Consider the following 13538-nt stretch of genomic DNA (forward strand, 5'->3'; position numbering starts at 1 on the left):
TTTTATTCGGATAGAAGCCGGTAAAGAAATTCTGATTTCACCGATTTGTGGGATTGTCCCCACATTGCTGTATTTAGGAATTGGGCTTTGGCTAAGGAGGAAAAGATTAGACCTCAAACTGCATGATTCCCCTCCTTAAGAAGAGGACTTAATTGAACATTACTGAACCCAAACCATGATAAATTGGTGATCGTAAACTTGGGCCCATTTTTTGACTTTTTTGAGTATATTTATCTCAGCCAGTTTAAATGTTGTTAAGCAAATTTCATTTTCTTTTTGAAATTGTTATCCCTACAACATTTTTTTTTACATGGGACCCTAACAACTCTGTTTTTTCACTTGGTTTTGCAAAATCAAAACTTGAATTAATTTAATTTTTTCTTCATTTTTTTTAAATTTGAGGCACGATTCCTGCACTATCTTATAATTCCAATTTTAAACTCCCTATTATTCTCTATAAACCTTGTATGGCTAGCCACAAAAAATTTAAAATAAAAGATTTCCCAAAACTCTTATGGGAAGCAGCCAAAATCTGGAATGCCAACGATCCTTTTCGATTGGGGGCTGTGGTAGCTTATTACGCGGTACTTTCTTTACCCGGCCTATTGCTGATTATCATTAATTTGGTTGGATTCATCTGGGGTGAGGAAATTGTCCAAGGTCAGATTACTGAACAGATTACAGAGGCGATCGGTAAATCTGCGGCTGATTCTGTGGTGACCATCATTGATAATTCCCAAACAGACGGAAGAACGGTTTTCGCAAGTATCATAGGCATTGCGGTGTTGATTTTCGGGTCTACTGGAGTATTTTATCATTTGCAGATTTCTATGAACGAAATCTGGCATGTCAAAGTCAATCCAGATGTGGGCTTCTGGAAAGTCCTTAGGGACCGAGCCATGAGTTTGGCCTTTGTTATGGCAATTGCTTTTCTTTTGATTGTAAGTTTTGTGGTATCCACAGCACTTACATTTTTGACTGGATACCTTTCCAATATCTGGGAACCTGCCTATGTGATAGTTGCGCAATCTGCTGAATTTTTGCTGACTACCTTAATCTTAGGTTTTCTTTTTGTGGCCATTTTCAGGTATATGCCTGACATGAAAATCAAGTGGAATACGGTTTGGTTGGGCGGTTTTATGACTGCCATACTTTTCAATCTGGGCAAAATTCTCCTCAGTTTTTATTTTGGCAAATCTGAGCCAGGATCCGTCTATGGGGCAGCGGGTTCAGTTATTCTGTTGCTGCTTTGGGTTTCTTACTCCTGTCTGATTCTTTTCTATGGAGCAGCATTCTGTAGGGTATATGCCGAGACTTATGGCTCCAAAACGCATCCCAATGAATACGCCATGGTGGTCAGTGAAAAAGAGGTAATAGTAGAAAAGGGCAAGCCTGAAAAGGAAGAAAAAAGCGAATCGGGTTGAGCACCCCTATCCTACCAAGGCTATGATAAACTATACCTTTTCGTTTTTTACTATGTCTATGGAATCATAATTATTGAATTTTCATCATTGCTAAATTGGTGATAATTCCTCATATTTATACCAAATCTAAGATTAGATTGTTTTTAACATAGTAAATCTATTTCTTATCAGGACTGAATTTTCGCTTCAGATATCAAATCGATTTGAAATGCTGAGGGCTTTTATGTTCTTAAAAAAGCCATCTACCCTGTTGGAGTAAAAAATGTAAGAGTCAAAAAAAGTGAACCAAACAATAGGTATTACCAAAGGACTTATCTGATTTTTAAATATTACCTGTAACACATGATTAAACTATGGAAGAAAAATTAAGGGAGGGGATGGGTGCCATCGTTTCTGAGGATGGTGTGACCTTCAGGGTATGGGCCCCAAATGCCCAAAGAGTTTTTGTAATGGGTTCATTCAACAAATGGAATGACGAATCAAATGAATTGGAGCATAGAGCTGATGGTTATTGGGATACCTTTGTAGAAGGGGCCAAAACAGGCGATGAATATAAATACGTGCTCTTGAACGGAGAGCAAAAACTTTCGAGGAATGACCCTTATGCCAGGCTAGTGACCCAAAGCAATGGCAATTCTGTGATTTATGATCCTTACAAAGACTGGGAGGATCATCAATTTCAGATTGCACCCTTCAATGAGTTGGTTATTTACGAGATTCACATCGGCACTTTTAATAGAGAAGGATTAGAAGAAGACCAGGTAGGCACCTTTTATACAGCGGTTGAAAAACTGGATTACCTAAGAGACTTGGGCATCAATGCCATTGAAATCATGCCTGTGATGGAGTTTGCAGGAGATCATTCTTGGGGTTACAATCCATCCCATCCTTTTGCGATAGAGACCGCATACGGTGGACCTGATGGGCTCAAGCACTTTATTTTTGAGGCCCATATCAGAGGAATTGCGGTTATCATGGATGTTGTCTTCAACCATTTCGGTCCCTCTGACATGGATTTATGGCAATTTGATGGGTGGAAAGAAGGTGACTATGGTGGAATTTATTTTTACAATGATCACAAAGCCAAAACCCCTTGGGGAGAAAACAGACCGGATTATGGTCGGAAGGAGGTATTGAATTACCTCAGAGACAATGCCCTGATGTGGTTGGATACCTTCCAATGTGATGGCCTTCGATTTGATGCCACAGCATTTATCCGCTACATGGATCATGCAGATCCACATAACCATACAGAATTGAAAGAGGGTTATGCATTTTTGCAGTCACTTAATTCGGAATTGAAGGAAAGATTTCCTCATAAAATTCTGATTGCAGAAGACCTTCAGGCCGATCCTGTGGTTACCGCCGATATTGAGCACAATGGATTAGGGTTTCATACACAATGGGGAACAGGTTTTGCACATGGAATCAAAAGGGTTTTGTTGGAAGTCCATGATCGACACAGAAATCTGCAGTTGGTGGTAGAATCTTTATTTACCCGATTCAACAACGACGCTTTTCAGCGGATCATTTTCACCGAATCCCATGACCATGTAGCCAATGGCTCCTCCCGTCTGCCAGAGGAGATTCAACCTGGGGAAGCAGACGGGGAATATGCCAAAAAGAAATCAACTTTAGGTGCCATCACTTTATTTACCGCACCGGGAATACCCATGATTTTTCAAGGCCAGGAATTCCTCACTTACGGTTCATTTTCCGATACCAATCCGCTGGATTGGTCGTGGCAGGCTAATTTTAATGGAATATCCATTATGTTTAGGGATCTAATCAATCTTCGGAAAGGGCTAGACCCAGCTTTGATCGGACTTTCTGGTCAAGGTACCGAGACCTTACATTTCAATCAGGAAACTTTGGTACTTGCTTACAGCAGAACCCATCTTGATCACCTCGAAAATCCTGCGTTGATAATCCTTAATTTTTCGGATCATGAAAGATATGATTACAAGGTAGGTGTACCTTTTGAAGGAGATTGGCATGTGAAATTCAATAGTGGTTGGAAAGGTTATGATCAAGATTTTTCGGAAATAGAAGTAAGTTCCGTGCATACCGGAGATGGAATTGAGGACAAACCTTTTTCCATCGTGATTAATTTGCCTGCCTATGGAGGGGTGATTTTAGCAAAATGAAGAATCAATTGACCTATATCGATGAAGGGGCGCTTTGCATTCAAAGAAAAAGGAGAGGTAGAGGTTTTCAATATACAGATGAACATGGAAATAAAATTGGATCCAACAAACTAAAAAAAAGAATCAAAGACCTGGTGATTCCACCCATGTGGAATGAGGTGATGATCTGTAAGTTTGATGATGGACACATTCAGGCGACAGGCAGAGACTTAAAAGGCCGCAAGCAATACATCTACCACGATTTGTGGGAGCGACAAAAACAAGAGGAGAAATTTTCCCGGATGGCGAGGTTCGGCAAGTTATTGCCTAAACTAAGAGAAAAAACCGCCGAAGACCTTGGAAAAAGGGAATGGGACCTCCGAAAAGTAGTGGCCTTGATGGTGGAGATATTGGATGAGACTGGGATTCGGATTGGCAACAAGCAGTATGCACAGTCCAATGGTACATTTGGCCTCAGCACTTTGAGAAGAAAGCATTTGGAATTGGGAAGGGGATTTGCTTTGTTCAGATTCAAAGGGAAAAGCAATCAACTCAGGGAAGTCAGCTTGGAGGATAAAAAACTGGTGAAATACATCAAAAAAGTCATGGACTTGCCGGGGTACGAGCTCTTTAGGTATATGGATGAGGAAGGAAAAACCCAGCCAGTTGACAGCCAGGATGTCAATGAATACATCAATGAAGTACTGGGAGAAGGTTTTTCCAGCAAGGACTTCAGAACATGGGTCGGAAGCAGGTTGGCCTTGGAACTTTTCCCGGAGGCAATAGAAATGCAAAAGGCCAATCCCAGGAAAAAACTGGACACCATACTCATCAGAATGGTAGCGGATGAATTAGGAAATACACCTACGGTGTGCAGGGGCTATTACGTGCATCCTATGATTCTTACCAAACTTGAAGCAGAAGAGATTCCTTTGAAAAATCCTTTTCGGGACTCAAAATCTCCCTTTGCGCTTTCTGCCTCAGAAAAACTATTGATGCGCTTATTGGAAGAGTAGTATGTAAAACAAAAAGGAAAAAGAAAGGCCAAATTATTTTACATAAACAGTTGTTGTAAAGATATAGAACTTAATCCATGTTAAAACCTTAACCAAACTTATCCCTTATTTACTGGCACAATGGTAATTGCTGGAATGAACCACATTTAAAACCACATTATTTAACTTAAAAAAACTATGACTAACCTGACAACTGAAATCTACCACAGCCTAAAAAAAGGCCTTAAAAGCATTGGACCCGCCGTTTCTTTATTTTCAGGGGCATACCTGATGTATTTGGGCACACAGAAAAAAAATATCCCTCTAAGTTTCGCAGGGGGCTACCTCATCTTCAACGGAGGCTTGAAGTTCGGAGGATTACTGGATGGGAATTTAGCTGCTGAAATTGATGATGGCTTGGAGAAAATCAGCACAAAAGTTTCGTTTTTGGTCAACAGGCCCAAAAATGAAGTGTATACTTCTTGGAGAAGTTTGGCCAATCTGCCCATTTTTATGCATCATCTGGCTGAAGTCAATGAACTGGATGCGGAGACATCTAAATGGCACCTCAGCATTCCGGGGTCTAAAGAAAAGGTGGTTTGGATCAACAGAATCAAACAGGACAAACCTTATAAAAAAATTGCATGGCAGTCGGATGAGAATGCATTTTTTCAAAACAAAGGAAGCATTGGCTTTAAAAAAGTGGACGATTTTTCCACTAAAGTCAGTATTGATTTTGAATACAAGTTTAACCCGGCTTTCAAACCGCATTTGGAAGAACTAAATACCCCTCTGTTTGAAAAAATGCTGGAAAATGATTTGAATAATTTCAAGCTATATGCTGAAAACCAGCTTCCGAGCAAACATGAATTGAAATAACAGCTTTATTTCTTCTTTAGGATTTGGACTTGGGTAAAAAAAGAGAGGAGCTAAATGCTCCTCTTTTGTTACTTGATGATTTTTGTAGTAGTGGGGGCATACAAACCTAAGGTAATGGCATTGATCAGGCCATCAACGAAGGTATGCTGAATGGTTACTTCGTAATCCTTTGTCTCTCCGGCCATTTTTACCGGATCGGCGGTTTTCAAAGGAGCAAGTCCATATACTAGATAATGGCTTCTGTCTTTGACTTCAATGCCCTTTTGAGGACCATCTCCTACGGTGTAGCTTTGGGTGTAGCATGAGGTCAACCATCCGGTTGAGAGCAGCATCATGCCAATTTGGAAAATTGTCTTTTTCATTGTGTTGTTTTAATAGTTGATTTGTTAGGCAAATTTCCCAATTCCTGGATTTTGGAAATATCCCATGGTGATGTGGTTTTTTTAAAAAAGTAAACTAGGTTTTATGAAATTGATGTGAAGAATGGGTGATGACCCTATCTCCCTGATATAATAACCGAATCACTTTTTAATCTTTTGCTACAAGGATAATTGATGCAACTTCAATTTGATTTTTACCATCCTGAATTTGAAATAGAATTTATTTAGCTTTTCCACTTAACCCTTTTGATAAGTATAATCATGTCCACTTCTCCCTTCGAAACCGATAGACCTTTAATTCTGCCTTTTTATCTGCATCAATTACGGTTGTATTTGAAAAATAATTGAAGCTTAGAAAAGATGCTAGACCTCGATCCTATCCCGAGAGTGATTTCATCAGAAGTCCAAGAAGCATTGACCCAGACACTTATTCCAAACCTTGAGAAGTCCGAAGAGAAAGTGTTTTTTCCAGTGCTTTTGACAATCTTCTATAAGCGAGAAAGAAGGATGTTAGGGGATATATGTTTTTATGGTCCTCCCAATGAGGTAGGGATAATTGAAATAGGTTATGGCACTTATCCTGCTTATAAAAAAGTACCATGACAAAAGAAGCTATCTCAGGTGTGGTAAATTGGGCCAGGATTAAGACAGATATCAAATCCATTGTGGCGACCACCAATAAAGATAATCCGGCTTCCATACATATTTTTTAAAAAAAGCATTTTTGGAATGTCATAAATCTGAGTAAGTTCATTGGTCAATCAGTGTATGTGTTTGATCCAATTAATTAAAATTCATCCACCATTCATTAAAGATGGTCCTTTAAAAAAAAGCGTGAAATGCAGGATTCCTAGCACATCATATTCAAAAAACTAACTTATATGGGAAAAATCAAAGTCAGCATTATCGGAGGTGGAATAGCAGGATTGACCACAGCCATAGCCTTACGGCAAAAAGGAATCCAAGCCAATGTATATGAGGCTGCCCCCCAAGTCAAACCAGTGGGAGCAGGCTTGTCCCTATCTTCCAATGCGATGCGTGTATACAATTTGCTTGGCTTCATGGATGAAGTCATCAGAAAAGGCAGATTAATGGCTTCTTTTGCTTTGTTGGATCAAAAAGGCAAAATCATCACGATGGCAGACAGCGAGGCCATCAGCAACAAGTATGGTTTGGATAATTTTTTGATTCACCGCTATGCTTTGCATGAGTTGCTGCTTTCCAAACTTGATTCCGACACTGTTTTCACCAGCAAAAGGGCAATTGCTTTCAGTCACCAAAAAGATCAGGTTCTTGTATCCTTCGAAGACGGATCATCCCTATCCACTGATTATTTGATTGTGGGAGATGGTATCCACTCAGCCATTAGGAAGCAGCTATTACCAAAGTCTACCCCTAGGTATTCCGGTTACACCTGTTGGAGGGCAGTGATGGACAACAGCAGGTTACAAATCAATCAAACCTCTGAGACCTGGGGCACAAAAGGAAGGTTTGGAATAGCCCCATTGGCCCATGAGCAGTTGTATTGGTTTGCTTGTATCAATGCACCCCGAAATGATCCCAGAATGCAGTCTATGAAAGTGTTGGATCTTTTGGCTCATTTCAAAGATTATCATGATCCTATTCCACGGATTTTGGAACACACAGAGGAGCATCAGCTGCTTTGGAATGATATTATAGATATCAGTCCGATTGGTCAGTTTGCCTTTGACAGGATTGTTTTGGTAGGGGATGCCGCCCATGCCACCACTCCAAATCTAGGGCAAGGTGCTTGTCAGGCGATTGAAGATGCATATATCCTTGCAGATGAAATGGCCAAAGGGGAAGATTTTTCAAAGGCATTCCAATCCTTTGAAATGAGAAGAATCCCCAGAACGGACTTTATTGTCAATATATCATGGAAAATGGGAAAGGTGGCCCAATGGGAAAATCCGTTCCTTTGCAGCGTCAGAAATTTTGCTTTAAGGAATACCCCTAAAAGTTTCAATGACAAACAAATAGAAAAAATTCTTAAGACGGATTTTTAATCAAAGAATTTAAGACGATGGAATCAAACAAAATCTTTCAGAGCGAAATAAAATTACGCTGATGGTATTGATTTCTGATTTCTTTGGTAGTTCGATCAGCATCATCAGCGTTCAGAATTATCATCTACATGGCTTTCAAATTCCCGGAAGGAAAAAATATCATCCTTTAAAAGTAACCTCAATCCGGTTGCCGTCCGGATCCAAAGTTTCAAATTCATAGTAGCCATCTCCTGTGGTCCGTGGCCCCCTCAGAATTTCAAAGCCTTCATCCAATAGCTCCTTGGCCTTTCCGTCCACTTCATCCTTAGACGCAGCCCCAAATGCCAGATGGATCAATCCAAGGTGTTGTTTGGTTTTTCTGTCATTGAGGTTAGGGGGAATGTCTGTCTTTTGCATGATTTCCAGCCTTGCACCACCTTCAAATGTCAGGAAGTAACTTCGAAACCCGGTTTGGGGATTGTGATAAAGAGAATTCGATTTTCCATCAAAAAACCTGCAGTAATACATTTTTTGTTTTTCAAGATCATCAGTCCATAAGGCAACATGTTCCAAAGTCATAACCTATCATTAAGGGTGGTAAGTCCGATAATCCAAAAAGTAAACAAGACCGGCAAAAACCAAGGTAACTATCGCAGGAGCTGCTTCCGTAAACCCATCTCCAGCGGATAAGTGGGAATAAATGGCTAGGAACAGGTTGATCAGCAAGGCGAAATAGGCATAGGTTCTCCATCTGAATTGTCCGGAAAATAAAAAGGTGAGTCCCATCAGAATTTTCCCGAAACCAATTGCACCTAAAATGTATGCAGGAAATCCTAAACGATGGATGATGTCTTGGAAATCAGTGACGCCGAAATTGGGTCCAAACATAAATAAAGTGCCACTCAATAAAAGGTCCAAAGCGAGGAGGATGACCAATACTTTGGCAATGGTTTTTTTCTTCATATTAGGGTTGGGTTAAGTTGATATATTCAGGAAGTCCTCTTTTTCTTCCCTGCAGCATAGGGACGATCATGAGGGTTTTGATCAATGTTTTCAACAACCATTCAGGTATTCCTACTGGCACACTGTCCACCATCTCAAAAAGGAGCAACTTATCAGCCAGGCTTTTTGGAACATTTTTTTCGTTCATTTTACCCATTAAGCCCAGATTATAGGTAGCAATGAGGGCGTTTTCAATAGAACCAGCCGGATATATCTCTGCTTCAAAAGTCACGGGTTTATCAGTTTCATTCCAAAAGCAATGTCCCATCTTGGGAGGAACAATGAGTTTCCTGTCTCCAGGATTTAAGGTAAGCTGTCTTCCATCTACCCTCATGGACAGATGTCCTTGGATTACTTTAAAAGTTTCGGTTTGGGTGGGATGGTAGTGGTAGACTTTTGCCCAGTCCGCAAATGCCTTGATGGTTACCTCAATGATTAATTTCCCATCCTTCCTATCTTTGGATGATTGGATGATTTTCATCACATCTCCGGTGGCAGGGTTATGGTAGATTTCCATACCTGAATTTAATAAAATAGATAAGATTGGTTCAATTTTTTTTAGAAATGTGAAAATCCTTTCTGATTTACACATACAGTGATGAAATTATTGAGAAATTTCTACAGTTTTTCGTTTAACTAATTCCCGAAGAAAAGGAAATTCAGACAAAAAAGTCTTCAACATAAAGGGCTACTCTCCTAAGCATACATCAAAGGATGGGACTCTTTCTCTGCCTTGGTTTTGATCATTTTTTGAAGTAGACTTCTTGCTCTGCTCAACTGTGATTTGGAGGTGTTTTCGCTGATTTTGAGTTTATCGGCGATCTCATGATGAGAAAAACCTTCTATGGCATAAAGATTAAAAACTGTTTTGTAGCCTACTGGAAGACTGTTGATCAGTTTCATCAAATCTTCCACATCAAGTTCATCAGAAGGTGGGGTTTGTACCTGAGGGGGGAGAATGCTGTCAATGCCAATTTCCCGGTAAAAGTTTTTTTCTTTTTCCAGGTACATCAGACATTCATTGACCATGATCCTTCTGATCCATCCCCCGAAGCTACCAGTTGATTTGAATTGGTGGATGCGGTCAAATACTTTCATAAATCCTATAATCAGGACGTCCTCGGCAATGGCGGCTTCTTTGACATACCTCAGGCAGAGGGCGTACATTTTGGATGCATATTTTTCATACACGGCATTTTGCATTGACCTGTTTTTGGCCAAGCAGCCTCTAAACAGTGTTTCATCGGTAATTTCCAGGGTGCTTTTCATTGGCTTGCTGTTTTTTGGTTGTTACTTCCTCATTCAAAAGTTAAAGAGCAAGTGATCCTACAAATTTCAGCAGATTGGCAGTTTTCCAAAACCACATGTTGATGTGAAAAAGGGGAGGATAGCTATCTAAACATCAAAGGTTAATGTGATTTTTGGGTAAAAAACGGTTACCATAACTAAACCAAAAACTAAAGATAATTATGGGGTTTCAAGACGGTTCTTGAAAAAAAAATCACCCTATTCTTGAGCCTAATTCACTGAACAACAATTCTCTGTAGTTCGGACCCACTGGAATCTCTTCTTTACCAATGTTGATGTGGTAGCTGTTATAAGCCTCGATTTTCTTTTTCGAAACCAGATAGGAACGGTGAACCCGAATGAAATCTTTTTTGGGCAACAATTGTAAGAAACTTCCCAATGGCATTTTGGTCATCAGGCATTTATCATCGGTGTAGATTTTCAGGTAATCTTTGAGACATTCTACATAAAGGATTGAAGTCAAGGGGATTTTATGGTTCATTCGGTCAGCCCGGATGATGACGAAGGGACTATCTTTGTTGGGTTCTACAGGTTGGCTGACTTGGCCCAGCATGTCCATGCTCAATGCCTTCTGCACTGCTTTCAAAAATCGATCAAGGGAAATCGGTTTCAATAAAAAATCCACTGCATTCAACTCGAATCCGTCAAAAGCATAATCCTTATGCGCAGTAGTAAATATCACCTTTGGTGGATGGACCAAGCTTTTGACCAGATCAGTACCCAGCATTATGGGGATTTGGATGTCTACAAACAAGAGATCCACGTCCTTTCCCATCAGGTAACTCAAAGCTTCGATGCTATTGTCAAATACAGCCAATAGCCTAAGAGACGGGAGGACACCGAGGTGGTTCTTCAACAACTCTCTGGCATGAAATTCATCATCGACGATGACACAGGTATACATCTTATTGGAATTCATGGCTGAGGTTTATCTTGAGGTTAACGATAAATTCCCGTTCATCATGAATGGTTTCAAGGCTGTATTGTTCCGGGTAGAGCAAGGCAAGCCGTTTCTGTACATTCGCTAGACCAATCCCCATGGAGGTTGGCTTTTCCTTAATTGCGATGGAGTTGATCACTTTCAGTTCCAGCGTACCTTCACATACCGTCCCGGATATCCCAATCCAATTGTCAGTTCCGATTTCATCGGCGCCATATTTAAAGGCATTTTCAATGATAGGGATCAACAACAAGGCTGGAATCCTGAGCCCTTCGACCTTGCCTTCTATATCCATGTATACATGCATGGCATCTCCATACCGGTATTTTTGAAGATCAATATAATCCTGGATAAGCGCCAACTCTTCTTCTAAATTGATGAAAATCCGGTCGGAATGATTCAGTGAAAACCGAAGGATGTTGGAAAGTTTCAGGATGGACAATGGGGTCTTTTCTGACTGCTTGGTAGACAGGTAATAGATGCTGCTCAAGGTATTGAAGATGAAGTGTGGGTGCAATTGTCCTTTCAGAAAATTAAGTTCTGCCATTAATCTTTCCTTTTCTGATAGCTCCGTTTCCTGTTTTTTTCGGATCCAGAGCTTGGTGAGCTTTATGGCCACAGCAAAGCCACTGATGGTCAGCGATCCTCTAAATCCCGCCATCAGTCCATAAAAGAGGCTGTTTTTGGGCTGAAACATCATGGCATGGTCGACATGAAAAGGAAGTACAATGTAATTGGTGATAGGGATAGTGATCAATGAGGTAACGAGTAAGCACAGTAAAACGCCAAATGTCAACCAACCATATTTACCCCTTACCAGAAATCTAGGGATCAAAAAATAAATGATGCTGTAGGTCAAAAACAAATGAATGGGGAGGTAAAATATCGCTTCAACAAAAGAAATCAAGAACCCCTCGCCAATGCTATCAAATTTGGTCGAATAAATTACCCCCTGAAAAATAAGCACAAGCAGCCAAAACGAAATATGTCTCAGCCATTTTATACTTTTCTTTTCAGAAAAAACAAATGCTTCCATCAATCCTTGGAATAATGCCAGGATTGAAGTTCCAAAATTTTTATGGTTTAGTACCATTAGTGTCGACAAAAGGACGGATAAAGTAGACGAAAAGTCTTTGTGGCCCATTTTGCCTTCTATTTCTACTGAACTCGATTCTACTTCTACCATTGGAAAATTCAATTCATTTATTCCGTTAATGTAATCCTAAACCAAAACTTATTTTACCATGAAAAATTTCATCATTACTTTCGCATTGCTTTTATCAGCAGCCATTTCAAGCAGCGCCTTAGCGCAATCACAATTCGGTGATAACGGTACTTTTTGGGTTGTAGAGACCCAAAAAGGCGTTAAATACTCTCAGATCAAAATCTATGACAATGATCACAACTTGCTTTACAACCACGAATTGATCGGAAAAAGATTGAATTCCACAAAAAGAAAAGACAAGAATTACATCAATCTGATCCACCAAAGTTTTTTGGCAGGGCACTTACCCACAATCTGGAAAGACCAAAAAGCGGAAGTAATAAAGCCATAAATTTTGCCTCATACTTTCAAGAGGGTAAGTCCAATGGATTTATCCTCTTTTCTAGCTTAGGGATTCACTCGGATCTAAATCCCAAAGGCAGATCAATTAGGTTGTGTTTCCATTTACAGGTGGATATGATTCCGCTTTTTGGATGAATCTTTCAAATCAGCCTATCCCTAAAGGCTTTTGCGACCGCTTCGGACTTTGAGTTGACATGCAGTTTTTCATATATTTTTTTGATATGGCTGCGGACGGTATCCATGGCGATAAACATTTCAGAGGCGATCATTTTATAGGAGTAGCCTTTGACCAGGAATTGAAGGACTTCTTTTTCTCTTTCTGAGAGGTGATAATCATTTCCTGAAGGAAGGTTGATTTGGGAAAACATTTTGAGGACCTGCGCAGCCACGGAGGCTGTCATTGGTGCCCCGCCGGTAGCTGCTTCATGTATGTACTCCAGTAATTTCACTGGGGGAGTCTTTTTCAAAATGTATCCATTGGCTCCATTTTGCAGCGCTTCAAAGATGTTGACATTGTCATCAAAAACGGTCAGCATCAGAATGCTCACGTCAGTATTTTGCTGTCGGATGATCTTTAATCCCTGCAGTCCATTTACTCCCGGCATATCTATGTCCATCAATATGACATCAGGTTTATAAGAACCGACTTCAAAAGCCACATTGCTGCAATTTTTAAATGCACCCAACACTTGGAATCCCTCGGTACCGTCGATCAACATGGTCAGCCCTTCTCTCAATTGGGGATTGTCTTCGTATATTAAAACCTTTATCATCTTGAATTATTTTTTGTTATGATTGTGCAGCAACCTGCCAATCAATATTTTACAAATTTAATCACTGCTTAGAAACGGGCCAATCACATATTGGGGTGTATTTGTAGGTAAAGTACAAGACCCAAAGCATAGCAATAT

Annotated in this window: 16 protein-coding genes; 8 read left to right on the forward strand and 8 right to left on the reverse strand. The window is 40.1% G+C overall.

Translation table 11 applies throughout. From position 1 onward, the window contains the following. Nucleotides 1–467: 467 nt before the first annotated feature. The 4 genes from H1A14_RS21700 (at nt 468) to H1A14_RS21715 (ending at nt 5424) form a co-directional block, all read left to right on the forward strand. Nucleotides 468–1424: a YihY/virulence factor BrkB family protein gene (locus H1A14_RS21700; protein WP_194778412.1), complete on the forward strand. Its 957-nt coding sequence runs from the start codon at nt 468–470 to the stop codon at nt 1422–1424. Between the two features lie 353 nt (nt 1425–1777). Beyond that, nucleotides 1778–3571 carry an alpha-amylase family glycosyl hydrolase gene (locus H1A14_RS21705; protein WP_194778413.1) on the forward strand — a complete coding sequence of 598 codons (1794 nt, stop codon included), beginning with the start codon at nt 1778–1780 and terminating at the stop codon, nt 3569–3571. Beyond that, entirely contained in the window at nt 3568–4566 is a 999-nt protein-coding gene (locus H1A14_RS21710; protein ID WP_194778414.1) for a DNA topoisomerase IB, read from the forward strand. Before H1A14_RS21705 ends, H1A14_RS21710 begins: the two co-directional genes overlap by 4 nt. Before the next feature lie 177 nt (nt 4567–4743). Next, entirely contained in the window at nt 4744–5424 is a 681-nt protein-coding gene (locus tag H1A14_RS21715) for an SRPBCC family protein (protein ID WP_194778415.1), read from the forward strand. Between the two features lie 68 nt (nt 5425–5492). On the opposite strand, the gene H1A14_RS21720 is transcribed toward H1A14_RS21715, so the two are convergent. Beyond that, nucleotides 5493–5786: a Bor family protein gene (locus H1A14_RS21720; protein WP_194778416.1), complete on the reverse strand. Its 294-nt coding sequence runs from the start codon at nt 5784–5786 to the stop codon at nt 5493–5495. 378 nt (nt 5787–6164) lie between these two features. On the opposite strand from H1A14_RS21720, the gene H1A14_RS21725 reads away from it, so the two are divergent. From H1A14_RS21725 to H1A14_RS21730, 3 genes are all read left to right on the forward strand, one after another. Continuing rightward, the gene (locus H1A14_RS21725) at nt 6165–6407 is read left to right on the forward strand and encodes a GNAT family N-acetyltransferase (RefSeq protein ID WP_194778417.1); all 243 of its coding nucleotides are present in this window, start codon (nt 6165–6167) and stop codon (nt 6405–6407) included. Beyond that, on the forward strand, nt 6404–6517 hold the full coding sequence (locus H1A14_RS23265) for a GNAT family N-acetyltransferase (protein ID WP_228527917.1): 114 nt from the start codon (nt 6404–6406) through the stop codon (nt 6515–6517). Before H1A14_RS21725 ends, H1A14_RS23265 begins: the two co-directional genes overlap by 4 nt. 168 nt (nt 6518–6685) lie before the next feature. Beyond that, complete coding sequence (locus H1A14_RS21730; protein ID WP_194778418.1) at nt 6686–7831, forward strand: FAD-dependent monooxygenase; 1146 nt, start codon at nt 6686–6688, stop codon at nt 7829–7831. A 159-nt stretch (nt 7832–7990) separates the two neighbouring features. Here H1A14_RS21730 and H1A14_RS21735 read toward each other — a convergent pair whose 3' ends face one another. From H1A14_RS21735 to H1A14_RS21760, 6 genes are all read right to left on the reverse strand, one after another. After that, the gene (locus H1A14_RS21735; RefSeq protein WP_194778419.1) at nt 7991–8389 is read right to left on the reverse strand and encodes a VOC family protein; all 399 of its coding nucleotides are present in this window, start codon (nt 8387–8389) and stop codon (nt 7991–7993) included. A 9-nt stretch (nt 8390–8398) separates the two neighbouring features. Next, nucleotides 8399–8773 carry a DoxX family protein gene (locus H1A14_RS21740; protein WP_194778420.1) on the reverse strand — a complete coding sequence of 125 codons (375 nt, stop codon included), beginning with the start codon at nt 8771–8773 and terminating at the stop codon, nt 8399–8401. A 1-nt stretch (nt 8774) separates the two neighbouring features. Next, entirely contained in the window at nt 8775–9329 is a 555-nt protein-coding gene (locus H1A14_RS21745; RefSeq protein ID WP_194778421.1) for a cupin domain-containing protein, read from the reverse strand. 179 nt (nt 9330–9508) lie between these two features. Further along, on the reverse strand, nt 9509–10081 hold the full coding sequence (locus H1A14_RS21750) for an RNA polymerase sigma factor (RefSeq protein ID WP_194778422.1): 573 nt from the start codon (nt 10079–10081) through the stop codon (nt 9509–9511). Between the two features lie 232 nt (nt 10082–10313). Beyond that, nucleotides 10314–11039 (reverse strand): LytR/AlgR family response regulator transcription factor, encoded by a 726-nt coding sequence (locus H1A14_RS21755; protein ID WP_194778423.1) that lies wholly within the window; start codon nt 11037–11039, stop codon nt 10314–10316. Next, nucleotides 11026–12246: a sensor histidine kinase gene (locus H1A14_RS21760; protein ID WP_194778424.1), complete on the reverse strand. Its 1221-nt coding sequence runs from the start codon at nt 12244–12246 to the stop codon at nt 11026–11028. The genes H1A14_RS21755 and H1A14_RS21760 overlap by 14 nt, the downstream gene beginning before the upstream one ends. A gap of 58 nt (nt 12247–12304) precedes the next feature. On the opposite strand from H1A14_RS21760, the gene H1A14_RS21765 reads away from it, so the two are divergent. Further along, nucleotides 12305–12616 (forward strand): hypothetical protein, encoded by a 312-nt coding sequence (locus tag H1A14_RS21765; protein WP_194778425.1) that lies wholly within the window; start codon nt 12305–12307, stop codon nt 12614–12616. A gap of 151 nt (nt 12617–12767) precedes the next feature. Here H1A14_RS21765 and H1A14_RS21770 read toward each other — a convergent pair whose 3' ends face one another. Further along, a complete protein-coding gene (locus H1A14_RS21770; RefSeq protein WP_194778426.1) occupies nt 12768–13400 on the reverse strand; it encodes a response regulator in 633 nt (210 codons plus the stop codon). Nucleotides 13401–13538: the final 138 nt, after the last annotated feature.

This window comes from Pararhodonellum marinum, from assembly GCF_015354735.1.
GTDB classification, from domain to species: domain Bacteria; phylum Bacteroidota; class Bacteroidia; order Cytophagales; family Cyclobacteriaceae; genus Pararhodonellum; species Pararhodonellum marinum.